The sequence below is a fragment of the Pedobacter sp. UBA4863 genome (genome assembly GCF_002399615.1).
Lineage (GTDB): Bacteria > Bacteroidota > Bacteroidia > Sphingobacteriales > Sphingobacteriaceae > Pedobacter.
The window spans coordinates 53516-74396 of record NZ_DHDZ01000036.1; the positions used below are offsets into that span (position 1 = coordinate 53516).

The window sequence follows — 20881 nt, forward strand, 5'->3', positions numbered from 1 at the left end:
AATTTAATACGCTAGAAGCTTGTTGCTCTTAAAAGTACATGGTTGTGAGCTTAACGTTTCTTAAGCTTTAGGATGAGGTTTGGCATGCCTTAAAAAAAGCACTTTTGAGATTATTTATAAACAAAATCAAAAAAAATATAAAATTCCGTCACCCTTTTTAGGCATTGCCACGTCTTTAGCCTAAACAACCAATAACCTAAATATGTTGAACTCTAAGATTGACACATTAAGGGCTACGAGATTTCGTGTCTTTAATGTGGGTGTAAGGCAATTTTATTGTCTTAGTTTATTTTTTGTGCTGCTTAGCATTAAAAGTATCGCTTTTCAAACCAAAACCTTTTCTTTTTCGGGCAAAGATGTTGCGTTGCTTACCATTTTCGAAGAAATTAAGAAACAAACTGGAGCCATTGTTTTCTATAGCAATGAATTGTTAAATGACAAAGAAAAAGTAACAGTAGATTTTAAAAATGCTTCGCTTAGTCAGGTAATGACAGGTTTATTGAAGAATAAACAATTAATCTACCAATTTTCAGACGATTATATTCTGATTAAAAAACGTCCGGTAAATAAAACTACCACTGCTAAACCTATTGTAGCAGCACAAGACACCATAGTTACTTTGGTTGGAAAAGTAATGAATAATAGTACAATGCAAGGTATTGCGGGGGTGTCTGTGGTAAATACTTCTAGAAACTTAACTGTTATTACAGATGCAATAGGTGTTTTTAGGATTAAAGGTAAAGAAGGAGATTCGGTTAGGTTTAACTACATTGGTATGTTACCTGTAAAATTGCCTTTTCAAAAGGAAGAACTGCAAATGGTGATGTTGGCCAGTAGCGTAGAGACCATGAAAGAAGTGGTGGTAACAGGTTATCAGGTTATTGATAAAAGAACTTTTACTGGTTCGGTGGGTAAAATAGATCCAAAAACTTTGGCAACTGCCGGTACTTCAGATGTGGGTAAATCTTTACAAGGTGCGGTAGCTGGTGTAGCTGTAGAAAACTCTAGCGGTACGTTTGGTACAAAAGCAAAAATTAGAATTAGAGGTAACTCGTCTATTAGCGGCAACCAAGAGCCACTTTGGGTAGTAGATGGTATTGTTTTAGATGATCCTGTCAACGTTAACCCCAATCAGTTATATTCTGGCGATGCTGCAACTATGTTAAGCTCTGCAATTAGTGGTATCAATCCTGATGATATTGAAGACATTCAGATTTTAAAAGATGCTTCCGCAACTGCAATGTATGGTACACAAGCAGTAAATGGTGTAATTGTAGTTACTACTAAAAGAGGTAAGGTAGGTAGCCCCACGGTGAGTTATAAAAATACATTTTCGGTAGGAATAAAGCCCAGTATTACCCAGTTTAATGTAATGAATTCTAAGCAACGAATGGAATTTTCAGAAGAAATGTATGAGAAAAACCTTCTTGATTTTACCAACTTAAACCAAACTTACGGTGCTTATGGTAAATTATTAAATCAATTATCTAAGAAAGAAATTGATTGGAATGGTTTTTACGATGGCATACAGCGAGCTAAAACTTACAATACAGACTGGTTTGATGTGCTTTTTAAAAATGCTTTGAACCAAGAGCACAGCGTAAGCATTAGTTCTGGAACGGACAAAGCACAATACTACATGTCTGCCAGTTATTTTAAAGACGATGGACAAACCAAGGGACAGTACACCGATCGTTATACGGCCAATTTAAGGGGTAATTATAACCTTTCAGAAAAGTTTATGTTAACAGCTTCGTTGTACGCGTCAATTAGAAATCAACGTATGTTTGGTGCTTATAACTCTACCGAAACAGTTACTGGTATTGTTGATCGAGAATTTGATATTAATCCGTATAACTATGCCAGAACAACAAGTAGGGCCATGCGACCTTATGGTGATGACGGCTCGTTAGAATTTTACCAAACCAATTATGCGCCTTTCAACATCATCCACGAGCTAGAAAATAACTTTATCGACATTAAAGCTCGTGAGGTGAAATTTCAATTGGATGGAAAATGGAATATTGCCAAAAAACTTACTTATTTAGGCATTGTTTCGGGGCGTATGTCATCAGCTTATAGCGAGCACATTGCTACCGAAAAATCTAACGTTGCCGAAAGTTATAGGGCCATGCAAAGTTTGTCTATTCGTTCGGCAAATGGATTATTGTATAATGATCCTTATGACGATAGTGAATATCCAATATCGGTTTTACCAAGAGGTGGTATTGTAATTACTGATAATACATTGGCCGATTTTTATACCGTTAGAAACTCCTTAAACTGGAAACCTGTGATTGCACAAAAACACAGTTTCGATGTTCTTGGTGGTACTGAAATAAGACATAGAAAATATTATACTGATTATTACAAAGGTTACGGTTTCGATTATGGTAGGGGAATGACCTCTAGTCCAGATTATCGTGCCATACAAAGAGATTTGTTATCTATCGGTGGATCTCCATATTACCGTAAAGGACAAAATATTTACAACGAGGCTTCATTTTTTGCAAACCTGGCTTACACCTATAACCAAAAGTACAATGCCACTTTATCTGTAAGGGCCGATGGGTCTAACAGGTTGGGGGCATCAGAACGTTTTAGGTTTTTGCCAATTTGGGTAGCTGGTGCCAGTTGGAACGCAGTTGATGAAGATTTTTTGAAAGATATTTCTTGGTTAAACAACCTAAAATTGAGAGGCTCTTATGGGATGCGTGGTAATATTAGCGGTTTGGGTAGTCCAGAAATGTTGGCTTATTACGGCACTAATGTAAGGTTTGATCCGAATGATGTAGAAAACTCTATTACTATTTCTGCTCCAGATAATCCAACCATGCAATGGGAAAAAGAAAAAATGTCTAACATAGCTTTAGAAATTGGGGTATTTGATAGGTTTAGCGCCACTTTAGAATATTATGCCAGAAAAAACTACGACTTAATAGGAAACTTGGAAGTGTCTAGAATAAGTGGTTTTCAACGTAAAACCATGAACTGGGCAGATATGAAAAACCAAGGTTTTGAGCTTACACTTACCACTCAAAACATCAAAAACAAAGATTTTGAATGGAATACTATTTTAACCTTCGGATATAACAAAAATACGGTAACCAGAATGTCAACTTCTGGTACAACGGTTTTACAGGCCACTTCGTCAAACGGTAGTGCGGCGGTAGGTTATCCAGTAAATGGTTTATATTCTTTCCGCTTTGCGGGATTAAATGACGAAGGTTTGCCGTTGTTTTATAACTACAATAACCTACCAACTTATCAAATTACAAAGTATTACAGAACCTTAAGTATTTTAGACTATGAAGGCAGCAGAGATCCATTAGGCTCTGGTGGTTTTACCAATAGTTTCAAGTATAAAAATGTTTCCTTGTCATTTCTATTTACTTACTCTTATGGCAATAAAATTAGGTTAAATCCATTTTTTCAACGGTACTACAGTGATGTTGCCGCTTTAGATGCTACACTTGCAAATCGCTGGACAGCACCAGGACACGAGCTCTATACCAATGTGCCACGTATCATAGAAGCCGAAACCAGGAGCCGATTGTTACAGGCAAATGCCGATCCTTTTACATTTTACAACAGGAGCAACATTAGGGTAGCAAATGGGTCGTTTATACGTTTAAAAAATGTGATGTTAAGCTATAGCGTGCCAACCGAAATCAGTAAAAAAATTGGGCTTAAATCTCTGCAAATTAACGGTCAAGCGCAAAATCTCATTTTATGGGCCGATCCAAAGTTAAACGGACAAGACCCTGAAGCCTTTGTGTCTGGGGTTTCTATACCTGCAGCAACAACATATACTTTGGGGTTAGGTGTTAATTTTTAATTCGTAAAAACATGAAAACAACTTCACAAAAAAATATCATAAGAATTTTAGTTACTTGTTTTATACTGATTACTTTTTCGAGCTGTAAAAAATTCTTAGCCGTTAATCCAGATAATAGAATAAGACCACAATCAGTTGAAGATTATCAAGCCATTTTAACAGGTGCGCTACCACAAGCATTTCATCTTTTTACCGAGCTGTACACCGATAATTATCGTTATTACGATTATACCGATTTTAACAATGCCAATATCCAGTCGTGGTTAAAACCAATTTATTTATGGTCTGATGAGTATATTTCTAACAGTGGCATTACGCCAGAGGGCGGATGGCGCAAATACTATAACTCCATTTATGTTGCCAACGTAGTTTTAGAAGGTTTAGCCACAGCATCGGGAAGCGAAAAGCATAAGTCGTCTTTACGAGGCGAAGCCTTACTAGTTCGTGCCTATTGTCATTTTATGTTGGTTAATATTTTTGCTAAACATTATAACGAAGCAACAGCAGCTACAGATTTAGGTATTCCCTATGCTTTAGCCACAGAAAAAGTATCTAATACGCATTATAAACGCGATGCTGTAAAAGTAGTTTACAATTTAATAGAGAAAGATGCTTTAGAGGGTTTAAGCTTAATTAAAGATGAGCTATTTGATAAACCAAAATTCCACTTTTCAACCACATCTGCAAATGCCTTTTTAAGTAGGTTTTATTTGTTTAAAGGTGATTATAAAACCAGTTTAGAGTACAGTGAACGTGTTTTTACAAAAAATTCGACCGTTAGAGATTTATTTAAAGATTACGATACCTACATGGCAACTGGCTTATATACAGAGTTTGCCATGAGATACACCACGGTAGAGCAGAGTAATATTTTATTAATGAACCATACCCTAGAATGGAACTCTTTTGGCAGAAGCGGAATGTACGCCAACGAGTATAGAAGTACATTTTCTAGTGCCGATTTAAGGGGTAGGCTTTATACGTTTACCAGTAACCAAACACCTAATTACATTGTCCGTAAATTTCGTTCCCAAACACCTTCAGATGGGCAGCAGTATTCTAATGTTAGTTTGTTTGTGGTAGAAGAGGTAATGTACAACGCTGCAGAAGCTGCCGTTAGAAAAGAAAATCCAGATATGGCCTACGCTATTGATAAGCTAAATGCCATTTTAATTAAAAGGCTAAGACCATACACCGCCCTTAAAGTTGCCGATTTTGCAACGCCAGAAGCTTTATTAACAAAAATTATTGACGAAAAAAATCGCGAATTATGTTACGAAGGTTATAGATGGTTTGATATTAAACGATTTAATATTCCCGTAAGCCATTGGACAGAAAATGGGGTGAAAACTTTAGCACCTAACGATTTAAGAAGGGTTTTTCAAATTCCAGTACCAGAACTAACAGCAAACCCGTTAATGGAACCCAACCCGAGATAAAAAATACTAAAACTAAACAAAATAAAGATGTTAAGTATCAGAAAATTCATAGCTCCTTTAATGCTCGCGGTAGTTGCAGTTTTTGCAGGCTGCACTAAGGAAAAAGCTATCCCCTTTGAACCACATGTAGCGCAGCAGGCAGCAAATAATCCAACAGATTTAACCATTCAAGATATCCTAAACAGCTACCAAACTAAGATTATCTACAAATGGGACCGAAGGTATATCAGTGCAGATGCTACTGCTACGCCGCCGCAATTTGAACTTATTAAACCTTATATCGACAATGTATTGAGGAAGCTTTTTATTGCCGCATACGATCGTCAGAAAAGCGATTTTATGGTAAAGCACATGCCCATTGAAATGATTTTTATTGGAAGCTCCATTAACTACGATGCAGGTGATGAGCGTAATTTCAGCGCCAGCGGTATGGCACAATCATTCAGTAGAATACTAATAACTGGAATAAACAGATACGATTTAACAAATCCAAATTGGTTACGTGGGCAGTACGCCACATTACACCATGAATTTGCCCACGTATTAGATAAAATTTATGGTCGTCCAACAGGCTTTGATGATGTTTCTAAAGGTAAATATGCTGGCTCTACAAGTTTTGCAGTGTTTAGCCAAGCAGAAGCAAGAAGCAGAGGTTTTTGGAAAAATTATGGCATGACCAGCGAAGGCGAAGATTTTGCAACCTGGGTTGACGGCATTGTAACTACACCTAAAGCAGATGTTTTAACCATTGCAGAATCAAACGATCTATTAAATAGAAAATACAAGATGGTATACAACTTTTACCTCGATAAAGGAATAGATCTACATGTATTATACGATTATTTACAAACCATTCTTAACTAATATGAAAGCATTTCAAAAATATTTAAATGGTTTTGTTTTAGCAACGCTGATTTTCTTTACTGCCTGCAAAAAGGAAGTAACAGTACTTCCAGCAAAAGAAGTAAAACAACCATTAACAGCAATTCAGGCATCTTATAAAAAACTGTTAGTTGCAGAAACTGCGGGTTGGTATATTTCTTATAAACCAGCCGATGATGTAGATGAAATTTCAGTTTGGATGAAATTTTTAGAAACAGATTCGCTAACACTTTTAGCAGGTTATTCAGAGTTTCATGTAACACAAAACAAAGGTTCATACAGCTTTGGTGGGCAGGTAACCACCGAACTTGTTTTTTCTAACAACACTTTATGGAAACAGTTAGAGTTAGACCATAACGGTGCAGTAAAATTTAAAATTACCCTACAAGAAAACGGTACATTTAAGCTGCGCAGGGCAGATGGTTTTGATGACAAAGAGTTTATTCTTAAAAAAGCTACGTCACAAGATTTAACTGTTTTGCAAAATCAAATAGAGGTGGTTTTAATCAAAATAGAAGCAGAACGCGAGCTACAAAGACAGCGAGCAGTTGCTGGCTTTAGGCTAGCTACCTTAGGTGCCGATAATCCAGGTTTTTACTTTCAAAATTTAACTGTTGACAATTTTTCTGCCTATTGGAGCGAGCTAGATACGGTAGCTAAGAAGTTCACATTAAAATGGAAAGAGGGCATCTTAGAAAAGCAAGGTGTTTTCGAATACAGTCTTATCCCCAAAGGCATAGCTTTAAAACCTGCACTTGTTTCGGGTGGTATCACCATAGATAACATCATTTTTAAAGATTATACTAATCATGCTATTGAAATAGAATCGGCTGGTAATGCAGGTGCGGGCTCTTGGGGGCATAAACATATTCCTGCTTACCCATACCAAAACGCAATAGCGGGGGCTCCAATTGCAAATTACACTACTGTAGATTTTTTTCTAAGGGGCGAATTACCTAGATATTTAGGTTATACATTAGAAGATGTAAATTTTTATTATAGTCCAGCATTACAAGTTCACAGAGAAAAACTAAAGCAAATTATTGGTGCTACCCATGACGTGAGTACAGTTTTTCGACTTCAATTCTATAATTATAACATGAATGCCAACGGAACCACAGCTGAAAATGTGCTTAATTCTCTGCAAATTTTAACCAAAAATACAGCTGGTGCAAATGTCTTTCTTGCCTATTACTATAATGTAGAAAAGAAAGATGCCAATCATGTAGTGTTGACTTTTAATGGAGGTACCAGTACAGTAAGTGCGCCATTTAAAACAGCGGTAGAAGAATTTATGGAAATTTTAATGCCAGCCGAAGGGGTAACGGTAGTACCTACAAGAAGAACCGGAAATAACCAATTTATGCGCTTAGTAAGCAGAAAAGACAGTAGAATTTGGGTAGAGTTACTTTCTACACCAACAGGAATTTACTTTAATTAAGGATGACAATGAAACGTTTATTTACGATGATATTTTTGCTAAGCATAGGCTTAATGGCATGCGAAAAGCAAATTGAAAACATTATTCCTGTAGAAGTAGGAGGTTTACCAGAGCTTCAGGCAAAATATAAGCAACAGTTGGTAGCATCTACCGATGGTTGGGTGATAGATTATGTACCTGTGGCAGGGCAAGGGAGTATAGCTATTTGGCTTAAGTTTAATGCAGACGGTACAGCCAATATTATTACAGATTACAACGGCTTTACCAGCGAGCAAACTAACATAAGATATAGGCTTGGCGGTGTATATGCTCCAGAATTAATTTTTGAAACCTATAGCGCTTGGCATGCCATTGCCGAAAATATGGGTGGTGCTTTTGAGTTTACAATTAGTTTTAATACAGATGGTTCGGCTAGTTTAAAAACCATAAATGGCACGGTAAAACATACTTTAAAGAAAGCAACGGCGGCAAGTAAAGCAGATGTTATTGCTAAAATAGCAGTGGTTAACCTAATTGAGAATTTTAATAAAAATGCATCAGGATATTTTAAAAATTTGATGCTAACTAATATCTCTGCATTTTTTGAGCTTAACCCAAGTGCCAGAACTATCAAATTAACTTGGCTAGATGCTGGCGGAAACACTGTTTCAGAACAATTTACGTATTCTAATGTAGCCAACGGTATTGCCTTAAATAAACCTTGGAAACCCTTAAACTTGCAAGTAGATGTCATTAAATTCGGACAAGCCTCTACCAACGAAATGACGATTACTGAGGCCGGTAATGCTGGAACTGGAAAAATTGCAGTAGATCACGTGCCTGCATTTCCGTATCATGGTACTGCCGATTACTTTATACAACAAAATGGCGCTGTAAGGTTTTATGCTTACACTTTAGCCACAGGTTCTGATTATTATAGCCCTGCTTTAGAGGTAGAATTTCAAAAATTGAAAAGCAAATTTAGTGGAGCTACCACCTTTCTTAGTCAGCTATACAATCACAACGGAACCGCTCCAAATTTCACAAACTCCATACAGTTTCGTTATGTAATGCCAGCGGGTAGTACCCTGCACGATGGTTCTTCCTCTGGTTGGATTCCTTATTACTACAACCTAACAAAGCTTGATGAAAGTCATGTAGTTGTAACGCCAACAGGTACTACAAACAACCTTGGTACGCCTTTCCTCGCTGATGTAAATGCCTTTTTATCTTACATTTTCCCTCCTGAGGGGGTTACAATAGTTCCCTACGGAAGAGCCGGAGCCTTACAACGTATTAGATTAGTGAGTAGAAAAGACAGTAAGTATTACATGATGGTTACGGTGAGTACCCCGGCCGGTGTCTATATAGATTAAATTAGTAACGTTAAAAAAATATTGGTCCCTATATCAAATATATAGGTCTAATTAAATTAGACCTTAACCAAATAATATTAAAAATGATAAAAAACCCTCCCTTACGTTTAGCTTTAGTTTTTTTATTTTTATTCTGCTCAAAATTAAACACGTATGCTCAAAGCTTAACACTAGAGCAGTTACTTAGCACACCTTTTATTGCCGATTTGGTAGCCGATTCTAAAACCGGTAATCTGTTATTAAGTGTGAATAATAAAGGAGCTAGAAACATTTATTTAGCCGCTGCACCAACTTATCAGCTAAAACAGTTAACGCAATTTAATACAGACGAAGGACAGGAAATTACCAGTTTACAGATAAGTAATGATGGAGAGTGGGCGGTTTTTGTAAAGGGCGGAGATCATGGAGGAAACAGCACCGCTAGGCCAATTAACCCAAATTCGTCTGTAAACACACCAAAATTGGCTGTTTATAGTATAAACCTAAAAACAGCTGCGGTAAAATTAATAGGCGAGGGTAATTACCCAAGCATACACCCCAATTCAAAACAACTTACTTTTATTAACGAAGCACAAATTCAAATAGCTGCCATAGATGGTTCGGTAAAACCAAAACAGCTATTCTTTGATAGAGGACTGCCACGGATATTTAGGTGGTCGCCAGATGGCAAACGTTTAGCATTTGGATCGAGAAGAACCACCCATTCATTTATTGGGATATACGAAGAAGGAAAATCGCAAATTAAATGGGTGGCACCATCATATCACAAAGACGATTATCCTACTTGGTCGCCAGATGGTAAGCAACTGGCGTTTATAAGACAAGAGGGCGAAAGCATGGGCAAAGATTCTGCAAGTGTAAAAGCAACTAGTAAATGGCAGGCATACGTTTACGATTTGGCCACAAGCGCTACCACAGAAATTTATAAATCTTCAACATCAGCCAGGGTAGTAGCGCCTAGGAACCTTAACTGGAGCAATGCACAAAACATTACCTTCTCTAGTTACGAAGACGGGTGGCCTCATTTATACGCTATTGATCCTCATAGCAAAAAGGTAAAACAATTAACCAAAGGTAATTTTGCAACAGAAAATTATGCCTATAGTGCAAATGGTAACTTTATTGCTTTTTGCGCTAATTATGCCAAAAAAGACGAAGATGTAGATCGTAAACAATTAGGAATAGTTGACTTGGTTAAAGGCGATTTTAAGTTTCTCACTAGTGGCGACAACATTTTTTCTACACCTAGTTTTATTAATGGAGACAAGTCAATAGTGGCACTAAGTTCAACTGCTAAAAGACCGGTATTGCCAGCCATTGTAGAGTTAAACGGTAAAGCAACGCCTAAAATTATAGGAAACGCTTTGTTGGGCAATGTAAAATACGAAGACTTAGTAGTTCCTGAGCATGTACGCTACACCTCGCCAGACGGCCTGCAGGTTTACGGACAGTTGTTTAAGCCAAAAAATATAAAAGATAAAGCTCCAGCTATTGTTTATATACACGGCGGCCCTCGTAGGCAAATGTATTTGGGCTGGCATCACCTAGATTATTATTTCTATAACTATGCCATGAACCAATATTTGGCTAGTCAGGGCTATGTGGTGTTATCGGTTAATTACCGTTCGGGAACGGGTTATGGCTATGCCTTTCAAAACGCTGCTAGAGCAGGTAGAAATGGTGCCTCAGAGTATCAAGATATTCTAGCAGCAGGCAACTGGTTGGCACAACAAGACTTTGTAAATGCAGATAAAATTGGTGTTTACGGAGGTTCGCATGGTGGTTTTTTAACGGCAATGGCCTTGGCTAAAAATTCTGATGTATTTAAAGTCGGTGTAGATATTCACGGTGTGCACATGCGATTAAAAGCCCCTGGAAATCCAGCTTCTTTAAATAAAAATGATTTGGCGGCATTGCATTCATCGCCTTCTTATTGGGTTGATGGTTGGAAATCTCCTGCTTTGATTATTCATGGCGACGACGACCAAAATGTAAATTTTCAGCACAGCATAGATCTTTATAATAGGCTTAAAAATAGAAACGTTGATATAGAGCTGCTCATAATACCAGACGAAACACACCATTGGATGGTATTTAAAAACCTATTAGAAGTAAATAAAGCCACTTTTAACTTTTTGCATAAGTATTTGAAATAGCATGAATATAAAAAAAATAATTATTGTAATAAGCTGTTTATTTATGGCTGCATGTGCTGTTAAAAAACCAGCTATCGATGGGCCTAAGCAATTAAGCAATATTGAAAAATTTGCCCAAGACACTTTGTTTACAACCGCTCACGTTGGCTTTATTTTGATCAATGAAAAATCGGGTAAGGTTGAAGAAGAGCTCAATGCCAATAAATATTTTGTACCAGCAAGCAATACCAAGCTATTTACTGCTTATGCCACATTAAAGTATTTAAAAGACAGCCTGCCAGGGTTTTTTATTAGAGAAACGGCAGATACTTTATATTTTAAGCCTAATGCCGATCCAACTTTTTTACATAGTGGTTTTAAATCGCAAAAGCTATTCGATAAGTTGAGATCAACTAAAAAAGTATTAGTGGTAGAAAAGGCTAATGATGCTCGTTTAGGTGTTTATGGTAGTGGTTGGAGCTGGGCAAACTTTCAAATTGCATCGTACCCAGAGCGTACAGTAATGCCTATTTACGAAAATTTAGTTCGATTTAAAGTTAATGCTACTGGTGGTGTAGATGTTTCGCCAACATACTTTAAAGATAGCATTACAATTAATGGAGATATAGTGGGTAAAAGAATTAATGTTGCTAAAAATATGGATAAAAATACATTTGTTGTAAAGCCTGCAAATGTAAATTCAACCACTAGGGCTTTTACTACCAAAGGGAATGCCGATTTGCCGTACATGCTATTGCAAGACACACTAAAATCCTTAAAAAAAGAATTAATCATTATCGATCAGCAGAAACGAGATAGAACATTTTGGAAACCATTCTATACGCAAAAAACTGCGGATGTGGTTCGTATAATGATGCATAACAGCGACAACTTCTTAGCAGAACAGTTGCTGGCTATGGTTGGGACCGCACTTAACAGTTATCCAAACGACCAATTTGCTATCTCGAGAGTTAAAGCTGATAATTTTAAAGAAATGTCTAATCCGTTCTATTGGGCTGATGGTAGCGGGTTAAGTAGGTCTAATCAAATTACGCCTCGTGCAATTACTGATTTATTGGTACAAATGAAGAAGGAATTGGGTTGGCAAAAAGTTGTCGATGTGCTACAAAAAGGAAATCAAGGTACGGTGAAAGGCCTATACCAAGGTTACGAAAATAACATCTACACTAAAACAGGCACATTAGGCAACAACGTAGTAAGTTTAAGTGGTTACCTCATTACTAAAAAAGGCAACAAGCATGTGTTTGCACTAATCGTTAATAATCATTTTAAACCAGCCACGCCTACACGTAAAGCATTCGAAAAATTTTTGATAAACATCATCGAGAACTATTAACAACTAACAACCATGAAACTTAGATTATTAGCCGTAGCATTATTGTTCGTAGGAGTTGTTAAAGCGCAACAAACCGATATCGAAAATAAAGTAAACGCTTTAAAACAGCAAATAGAGAACCTAAGCTATTCGTTCGATCAATTAACAAAAGGTATTGAAGATGTTTCTTGGGAACAAAAAATGGATGATATTGCCTTTGTAGATAAAGTGCGTTTTTCTAGTCTGCCTTCCTCACAAGCTAAAAGTAAAACTTCAAAAGGTTATAACAATCCGCTAACCATATATTCTTATGTATTTATTCCTAAAAGTCTAGATCAGAATAAAAAATACCCGTTAATGGTTTTGGTACATGGTGGGGTGCATGGCAATTTTGGTTTGTCTAATATTCACATTGTTAAAGAATTGGTGGCACAAGGTTATGTAGTAGCCGCTCCAGAGTACAGAGGTAGCACAGGTTACGGTCGTAAATTTCAACGAGAAATAGATTATGGCGGCCGCGAGATAGACGACACCAAGCACACCAGAGATTACATGGTGAAAAACTACGATTTTGTAGATAAAAACAGAGTAGGTGTAATGGGCTGGAGCCATGGCGGTATGCATGCCCTGATGAACCTGTTTCAATTTCCAGAAAGTTATGCGGTAGGTTTTGCAGGTGTGCCTGTAAGCGATTTAATTATGCGATTAGGATATATGGATGATGCCTATAGAAAATTATTTTCTGCTGATTACCATATTGGAAAAGAAGTGCACCAAAACGTAAAAGAATACCGTAAACGCTCACCAGCTTTTAATGCCGATAAACTTAAATCGCCATTGTTGATACATGCCAATACTAACGATGATGATGTATTGATAGAAGAAGTAGAACACTTAATTAGTGCATTAAAGGCGAACAATAAAAAATTCGATTATAAAATTTATCAGGATGCCCCTGGCGGCCATCATTTTGATAGGATAGATAATTACGAATCTAAAGAAGCACGTTTAGTAGTCTATAAATTCTTAGAAAAATACTTAAAACCTAGCGCTCCTTTTGCGTCGGTAGAAGCGATGACCAAAGCAGCTTATTATCCAGTTAAATAAACCAACCAATGGCTTAAGGAGTAGGGCTAGTTTAATAAAATCTGCTCCATTACCTAAAACAAATACAATGATGAAAATTTTTACAAAACTTTTAACATTAATAGCGCTAAGCCTACTAACTACAGAAGCTATGGCACAAATTTTTGTAGATGCCAGTAAAACCAGTGGAGGTAATAATGGAACATCTTGGACTGATGCCTACACAGATTTACAGTTAGCTTTAGATGACCCAAACCTCATCACTATCGGCCAAATTTGGGTGGCTAAGGGAATTTACAAACCATCTAAAACTTTTGGAGGGGCGGTAGAAAGTCCCGTTTCTAGAGACGCTACGTTTGTACTTCCACAAGGGGTAAGAATTTACGGTGGTTTTGCTGGAACCGAAGGTTTTCTTTCACAAAGAGATGCTCTTAAGGTACATACGGATAATAAAACAACGCTAAGTGGAGATTTTAATGAGGATGATGGGGTATCTACAGATGCAAAGGGTATAGTTACAGGCATTACAAATAATGGAGAAAACGCTTATCACGTAGTAGTTTCGTACAATAATACCGCTACTACAGTTTTAGACGGTTTTACTATTAGTGGAGGTAATGCAGATGGTGCGGGGAGCATCACACCCGAAAGTGGTTACGCAGTTCCTAAAAACCAAGGTGGGGGTATTTTCCTTCGTAAGAGTAGCCCTGTGTTAAACAATCTAATTGTTAAAAATAATAATGCTACAGCGGCTCAAGCCGGCTCTGGAATGTATATTCATGGAGGAAAACAAAACTTAAATCCTATTTCAACAGATTTAATTTCTATTACGCAAACTACGTTTTTAAATAACCATGCTCCAAATGCTGTGCATGCAAACACCTATAATCATGGAGCAGGAGCTGGTGTTTTCATCGCTGCTGAGAGCGCAACTTATATTGCTAATGTTGCTATTTCAGATTGTACATTTTCAGGAAATTTTTCAAAAGGTATTGGAGCATTAAGACCTGGTGGAAATGTTAATCTAACTGTTAGTGGTTCCACATTTTATCGAAATAGAGCTACTTATGGAGGTGCTGTTTACTTACAAAGTAATCAAACTACACCAATAAAAATTAAAAACTGTTCTTTCATCGAAAATGAAGGAACAAGCCAAGGAGGCGCAATTAATTCAAATACGAATGGTAATTTAGAGGTATATAACTCTAAGTTTATCCGTAACGAAAGCACTTCCGGAGGAGGTATTTTTACTACAGGTAGTTTTCAGACTTTAGCAGTAAGTACCTTGTTTTATAAGAACGTAAGTACAGGAACAGGAGGAGGAATTACCATTTCAGGTGCCTCAGGTAGAGTTGTAAATTGTGTTTTTTTTGAAAATGAATCAGCTACAAACGGAGGGGCCCTACGACTTGCAACTAGCGGTACGTTGACAGTTCAAAATACAATTATCTTAGGTAATACTTCTACAGCTGGAGCTATAGATATATCAAGAAGCGGTACCGCCGTAATTAACGTATCTAACTCTTTTGCTCAAGCAGCAGCAGAAACGGGTATTACCTACAACGCTGGAGTTAGAACAGATGTAGTTGCTAATGATATCTTCGTTAATACTACAAATGCTAATCATGATGACTTTTTAAAACTAATAGAGATTAATACAAATCCCGCAATTGATGCTGGTCTTGATGCAGACTATGATGAAGTTACTTTGGGCGATAAAGATATAAGAGGTTACAATCGTAAATATAATTTTAAAGGTAACTCTGTAAACCAAATTGATTTAGGTGTTTACGAGATTATTCCCTTAGCCGTAGTGTTGCCAGTTAAATTATCTGCTGCCTTGTCTGCAAAATCAAACGGCAGTTCAATAATCGTAACTTGGGTTACCGAAACAGAAACCAACAACAGCCACTTCGTATTAGAGAAAAGTACCGATGGTGTAACCTTTGTAACCATCGCTACACCTGTATCCAAAGGCAATGGCGCCAATTATAGCCATACCGATTATAGTCCGTTAGCTGGAACAAGTTATTACCGACTTAGCCAAGTAGATAAAGATGGCACCAAGGTAACTTTCGATCCGGTGGTAGTAAACTTTTCTTTACAAGATAAGGCTTCGGTAAATGTTTATCCAAACCCCGCGGTTGGCGGTAAAATAACCATCAACTTGGCAGGAAATAAATTTACCAAATTGCAGTTGGTTAACCTACAGGGACAAAGTTTGCAATCATTAAAAATTGCTGCAAACGAAACCGAGAAAACAGTAGATATTTCAAATTACCCTAGTGGAACTTATTTTATTGTACTTAGCAACGGTGCAGAGAAGACCATTAAAAAAATATTGAAACCATAAACAATGGTTTTTAAAATTTCATTGCAAACTTATTATTGTTTTTCGTGGCAGCATGGCTTTCTATGCTGCTATAGAAAAGCAATAGTAAATTAAACTAATTCTGGTCAAGAGTTATTCTTGATAAATAATTGATCATCAACTAAAACCAAAACTATGATGAAAATTTTTACTAAACTTTTAATGTTATGCGCTTTTTGTTTGTTTGCTAACAGCGCAAAAGCTCAAATCTATGTTGACGCAAGCAAAACCAGCGGCGCCAACAATGGTACTTCTTGGACCAACGCCTATGTTAATTTGCAGGATGCTTTAAATGCGGCGACTACTGGCGATCAAATTTGGGTAGCAAAAGGAACTTACTATCCCACTGCAAAATTAGACCCTGCAGGAACCGACAGGGATAAAACCTTTATCCTTAAAGAAGGAGTGAAAGTTTATGGCGGTTTTACAGGCGCTGGCACAGAAACCTCTGTTAATGATAGAGTTAACATTAGTACTACTAATGAAACCATTTTAAGTGGCGATTTTAATAATGATGATGTAACAACTTTAGATCCCAACGGAACTATTGAAAGCATTACTGGCAACACTGAAAACGCCCACCACGTAGTAATTTCTTATAATCATAGCACAGCTACTGTTTTAGATGGTTTTACCATTAAAGGCGGTAATGCAGATGGAACAGGTAACATTACTGTTGATGCCGATTACGATTTTGCAAGAAATTCTGGAGGGGGAGTTTATGCTAGATATAGCAGCCCTATATTGAATAATTTGGTTATAAAGAACAATCATGCTCTACTAAATGGAGCAGGTATTTATATCAGTAGTGCTAGAAAAATTGAGAGTCCTAAATCAGGCGAAGACTTAGTGATTAGTAATAGCTTGCTTGAATACAACTGGGGCTCTAATGTAGGCACTTCTTTTACTGGAAGTGCGGGGGCAGGTATAGCGGTTACCGGTACATCTGGCTATATATATAAAGCTAGCTTCTCTAATCTTATTTTTAATGGCAACTGGGGTGGTGGCATGGCAGGAGCTTTGCGTGTATTTGCTAATCTTAATGCAGAAGTTTCTAATTGCACATTTACTAAGAATAAATCAAGACACGGAGGGGCAGTTTACGTGCAGTCTAATCCCTTAACCCCACTAAAAATTATAGGTTGCACCTTCACTAAAAATTTTGGGTCTAACGGAGGAGCAATAGAGGGAAATAACTCAACAAATTTAGTTCTTGAGAATACCGTTTTCAATGAAAACAATGCTACCAATGGAGGTGGGATATATATATTGGGTGGTGATGGTGCTAGATCTGTCCTTAATGTTACTGGAGGAGAGTTTAATGAGAATATTGCTACAACTGGAGGTGGAATAAGAGTTAGCCAATCTGTAGAGTTAAACATTGATGGTACAAATTTTATAAAAAATACCGGAGGGGCTATTAACCTTTTAGGAGTTGCAGACTTACCATCTAATGCAATCATAAGTAATGCTAGTTTTATTGAAAATAGTTTTACAGAAGGTGGTGCAATTAGAACAAGTACCAACTCTACATTAAATTTGGTAAACTCTAACTTTAAAAAAAACACAGCCACTGTAAACGGTGGCGCTATTTTTATGACAGGTCTGGCGGCTCCAAATATTAGTGTTGTAAATATTAGTGGAGGTGTTTTTGAAGAAAACTATACAGATGGAATGGGCGGAGCTTTATATAGGGCAACCAACAGCAAACTTAGTATAAATAATGCTCAGTTTCTTCGTAATGCACCAAAAGGTAGCGGAGCCGCTATCTATGTGAGTGGTGATAATGGGGCTGAAGATTCATATAATAACATTTTGTTTTATCAGAACAATTCAACTACCAGTTCTGGCGGAGGAATAACCATAGCAGGAGCTGCTAAGGCTAAGTTAGTTGGTGCCACTTTTTATGGAAATGGAGGCACTGTCGGGGGAGCAATCAGAATGACAAGTACAAGTGGTAGTCTTAAATTGTATAATTCTATCATATATAATAATACAGCAAGAACCGATAATACTCATGACATTTCCGATGCAGGAGCTACTGTAGATATTAAGAACACCTTGACCCAAGTTTATGGTAATGATGGGATTAACGGGGTTAAAGTAGGAGCAACACCATTGTTTATGAGTACAACTTATGGAGAGCCGCTTTTCTTGAGACCATCAGCGGGAGTGTCAAATCCAATTCTTGATGCCGGAGATAATTTACTGATACCAGCAAGTATTTCAATAGATTTAGCGGGTCTTAACCGTATTGGTGGTAGCGGAACGGTAGATATGGGTGCTTATGAGTATCATACCGTACTACCTATAAAACTATTAGATTTTTCAACTAAAGCCAATAACAATTCGATAGTGATAAATTGGACTACAGCTTCAGAGACTAATAACAGTCATTTTGTATTAGAGAGAAGTGCTGATGGGGTAAACTTTGTAACCATCACTACACCTATATCCAAAGGTAATGGCGCCAATTATAGCCATACAGATTTTTCACCGGTCAGCGGCAATAATTACTATAAGCTAACACAGGTAGATAATGATGGTACTAAAGTAACTTACGAAACAATAGTAGTTAACTTCTCGTTAAAAGCAAATGAGGTAAATGTTTATCCAAACCCCGCGGTTGGCGGTAAAATAACCATCAACTTGGCAGGAAATAAATTTACCAAATTGCAGTTGGTTAACCTACAGGGACAAAGTTTGCAATCATTAAAAATTGCTGCAAACGAAACCGAGAAAACAGTAGATATTTCAAATTACCCTAGTGGAACTTATTTTATTTTCCTGTCCGACGGAACAAATATCACTACTAAAAAAGTAATTAAACCTTAAAACATTAAAAAACCAATAAACTATTTCATGAGAGGGTCAGCTAAAATTTAGCTGGCCTTTTTTGTGCATTAAGGTGGCTGGTCAAGAATTTTTTCTAAAAAATAACCCACCAATAATATTCCAAAACCACCTATTTGTATCGGTTTTAGCCTCACCACAATCTATTATCCCACTTCTAAAAGCCACAAAATTGGCCATTCTTTCTATAAAAGAGAACTTGACATTTCTTTTTGTCCAAAGCGCAATACGATAAGCCACTAAATGCCCCCAAATTTCTGCAACGAACGACGCATTATTGATAGCTAAAGCTTGTTGATAGTACTTTTGATAATCGGTTTTGATAAGATTAACCAAATGGCTACAATTTTTATAAATTTCTTTGATACCTTTATTAGAAGTATATGCAGTAAGGTCGATACTCACTAAAGTTAACCTAAAATTTACTTTTATTGACTTTTGGCAAATGAGGTAAGTGTTTGTAATTAGCGTATCCATTTAATGTTAAAATAGAAAAATCATACCGGTTATCAAACGTTTGCACACATATTTGTTTAGTAAGCCGTTATAATAAGGCATTTGCATGTATTTTAAGAAGAATACAATATAATGCTCTTGCCCTACATTTATAAAATTAAAATAGCTGAAGGCATATCATATCGGTAATTCTAAAATTATATAAATTGTTAAGCATGGGCTAGTATTAGCAAACGTTTGCGCTATTAAAAGGAGTGTTATAATTGCTAACTAAGTTATCTTTTTAATTAATTTAACCTCAATTACAAAAAAAACACACAACCTGATCATAAAATTATATGGAAAGAAGAGATTTTATAAAAAATGGAGCGATGGCTGCGGCCGGAATTACTATTTTGCCAACTGGATCTTTATTCGCGAAAGATACTAAAAAGGTACGGTTAGGGTACATTGGAGTTGGTGCACGCGGCATGAACCACATTAGAGAAGGGCTTTTAAGAGACGATGTAGAAATCGTAGCTTTTTGCGATACTCAAGAATGGGCATTAAGCAATTGTAGAAAAGCAATCGCAAAAGCGGGCAAACCCACTGCCAAAGAGTACACCGGATCTTTAGATGCCTACAAAGCAATGGTCGATAGAAAAGATATTGATGCAATTATTATTTCTACGCCTTGGCAATTTCACCACGAGCAGGCCATTTACGCGATGACTGCAGGAAAATATGTGGGCTGTGAAGTAATTGCTGGCTTAACGGTTAAAGAACATTGGGACATTGTACGCACCTCTGAAAAAACGGGAATGCCATACATGACCTTAGAGAATGTATGCTACCGTAGAGATGTAATGGCAGCCCTAAACATGGTAAGACAAGGTTTATTTGGTGAGTTGTTACACTTAGAAGGTGGCTACCAGCACGATTTAAGAGAAGTGCTATTTAATGATGGAAAAAGATATTATGGCGGAGGGGTAGAATTTGGCCCCAAAGCAATGAGCGAAGCACAGTGGCGTACGCAATTTAATATTGATGTCGATGGTGATTTATATCCTACCCATGGTGCAGGCCCAATTATGCAGTACATTGATATCAATAGAGGCAACCGCTTTACCAATTTAGTTTCTTTTAGCTCTAAAGCTAGAGGACTGGCCGATTACGTAGAAAAAAAATCTCCAGGACATCCAAATGCAAAAATTAATTATAAAAATGGCGATATCACTACCACTTTATTAAACTGTGCAAATGGCGAAACAGTAATGTTAACACACGATACGCATTTACCTCGCCCCTATTCATTAGGCTTTAGGGTGCAAGGAACCGATGGTTTGTGGATGGATGTGAACAAGTCTGTGCACATTGAGGGTGTTTCTAAGCCACATGCTTGGGATAAGGCCGAAGAGTGGTTTAAAAAATATGACCATCCGCTATGGAAAAAATATGAAGCTACTGCTGCCGGTGCGGGTCATGGGGGTATGGATTGGTTTGTTTTTAACGCTTTTATTCTTGCAGTAAAAGATAAAAAGCAAACGCCAATAGACGTTTACGATTCGGTAACCATGAGCGTAATCACACCGTTATCTACCAAATCGCTTAAAGAAGGAAATAAACCTCAGGAATTTCCAGATTTTACCCAAGGAAAATGGAAAACCAAGAAAAACACATTTGCGCTAGACGATAGCGGATACTAAACTA

General features: G+C 37.1%; 12 protein-coding genes. 11 read left to right on the top strand and 1 reads right to left on the bottom strand.

The annotated features are described in order from the left end of the window. Positions 1-295: 295 nt before the first annotated feature. The 10 genes from B3I52_RS08640 to B3I52_RS08685 all read left to right on the top strand — a co-directional run bounded on the left by B3I52_RS08640 (position 296) and on the right by B3I52_RS08685 (position 18718). Positions 296-3838: a SusC/RagA family TonB-linked outer membrane protein gene (locus B3I52_RS08640; RefSeq protein WP_293300408.1), complete on the top strand. Its 3543-nt coding sequence runs from the start codon at positions 296-298 to the stop codon at positions 3836-3838. Between the two features lie 11 nt (positions 3839-3849). Next, positions 3850-5277, top strand: a complete 1428-nt coding sequence (locus B3I52_RS08645; protein ID WP_293300410.1) for a RagB/SusD family nutrient uptake outer membrane protein — start codon at positions 3850-3852, stop codon at positions 5275-5277. 27 nt (positions 5278-5304) lie between these two features. After that, positions 5305-6141 (top strand): substrate import-associated zinc metallohydrolase lipoprotein, encoded by an 837-nt coding sequence (locus B3I52_RS08650; protein ID WP_293300412.1) that lies wholly within the window; start codon positions 5305-5307, stop codon positions 6139-6141. Between the two features lies 1 nt (position 6142). Beyond that, the gene (locus B3I52_RS08655; RefSeq protein WP_293300414.1) at positions 6143-7600 is read left to right on the top strand and encodes a DUF4302 domain-containing protein; all 1458 of its coding nucleotides are present in this window, start codon (positions 6143-6145) and stop codon (positions 7598-7600) included. Positions 7601-7608: 8 nt separating this feature from the next. After that, entirely contained in the window at positions 7609-8955 is a 1347-nt protein-coding gene (locus tag B3I52_RS08660) for a DUF4302 domain-containing protein (protein WP_293300415.1), read from the top strand. A gap of 83 nt (positions 8956-9038) precedes the next feature. Beyond that, on the top strand, positions 9039-11111 hold the full coding sequence (locus B3I52_RS08665) for a S9 family peptidase (RefSeq protein WP_293300417.1): 2073 nt from the start codon (positions 9039-9041) through the stop codon (positions 11109-11111). A gap of 1 nt (position 11112) precedes the next feature. Then, a complete protein-coding gene (locus B3I52_RS08670; RefSeq protein ID WP_293300419.1) occupies positions 11113-12447 on the top strand; it encodes a D-alanyl-D-alanine carboxypeptidase in 1335 nt (444 codons plus the stop codon). A gap of 12 nt (positions 12448-12459) precedes the next feature. Continuing rightward, positions 12460-13533 (top strand): alpha/beta hydrolase family protein, encoded by a 1074-nt coding sequence (locus tag B3I52_RS08675; RefSeq protein WP_293300421.1) that lies wholly within the window; start codon positions 12460-12462, stop codon positions 13531-13533. Between the two features lie 67 nt (positions 13534-13600). Continuing rightward, positions 13601-15865, top strand: a complete 2265-nt coding sequence (locus B3I52_RS08680) for a T9SS type A sorting domain-containing protein (protein WP_293300423.1) — start codon at positions 13601-13603, stop codon at positions 15863-15865. A 153-nt stretch (positions 15866-16018) separates the two neighbouring features. Beyond that, entirely contained in the window at positions 16019-18718 is a 2700-nt protein-coding gene (locus tag B3I52_RS08685; protein WP_293300424.1) for a T9SS type A sorting domain-containing protein, read from the top strand. Positions 18719-18799: 81 nt separating this feature from the next. Here B3I52_RS08685 and B3I52_RS08690 read toward each other — a convergent pair whose 3' ends face one another. Beyond that, a complete protein-coding gene (locus B3I52_RS08690) occupies positions 18800-19213 on the bottom strand; it encodes a hypothetical protein (RefSeq protein ID WP_293300425.1) in 414 nt (137 codons plus the stop codon). 317 nt (positions 19214-19530) lie between these two features. On the opposite strand from B3I52_RS08690, the gene B3I52_RS08695 reads away from it, so the two are divergent. Then, positions 19531-20877, top strand: coding sequence for a Gfo/Idh/MocA family protein (locus B3I52_RS08695; RefSeq protein WP_293300426.1), 1347 nt, complete (start codon positions 19531-19533; stop codon positions 20875-20877). Positions 20878-20881 lie beyond the last annotated feature (4 nt).

Excerpts from the sequence above, each read along its gene's own strand:
- B3I52_RS08670 (WP_293300419.1), top strand. The coding sequence starts at position 11,113 with ATGAATATAAAAAAAATAATTATTGTAATAAGCTGTTTATTTATGGCT.
- B3I52_RS08690 (WP_293300425.1), bottom strand. The coding sequence starts at position 19,213 with ATGGATACGCTAATTACAAACACTTACCTCATTTGCCAAAAGTCAATA.
- B3I52_RS08665 (WP_293300417.1), top strand. The coding sequence starts at position 9,039 with ATGATAAAAAACCCTCCCTTACGTTTAGCTTTAGTTTTTTTATTTTTA.
- B3I52_RS08695 (WP_293300426.1), top strand. The coding sequence starts at position 19,531 with ATGGAAAGAAGAGATTTTATAAAAAATGGAGCGATGGCTGCGGCCGGA.
- B3I52_RS08660 (WP_293300415.1), top strand. The coding sequence starts at position 7,609 with ATGAAACGTTTATTTACGATGATATTTTTGCTAAGCATAGGCTTAATG.
- B3I52_RS08645 (WP_293300410.1), top strand. The coding sequence starts at position 3,850 with ATGAAAACAACTTCACAAAAAAATATCATAAGAATTTTAGTTACTTGT.
- B3I52_RS08650 (WP_293300412.1), top strand. The coding sequence starts at position 5,305 with ATGTTAAGTATCAGAAAATTCATAGCTCCTTTAATGCTCGCGGTAGTT.
- B3I52_RS08685 (WP_293300424.1), top strand. The coding sequence starts at position 16,019 with ATGATGAAAATTTTTACTAAACTTTTAATGTTATGCGCTTTTTGTTTG.
- B3I52_RS08675 (WP_293300421.1), top strand. The coding sequence starts at position 12,460 with ATGAAACTTAGATTATTAGCCGTAGCATTATTGTTCGTAGGAGTTGTT.
- B3I52_RS08680 (WP_293300423.1), top strand. The coding sequence starts at position 13,601 with ATGATGAAAATTTTTACAAAACTTTTAACATTAATAGCGCTAAGCCTA.
- B3I52_RS08655 (WP_293300414.1), top strand. The coding sequence starts at position 6,143 with ATGAAAGCATTTCAAAAATATTTAAATGGTTTTGTTTTAGCAACGCTG.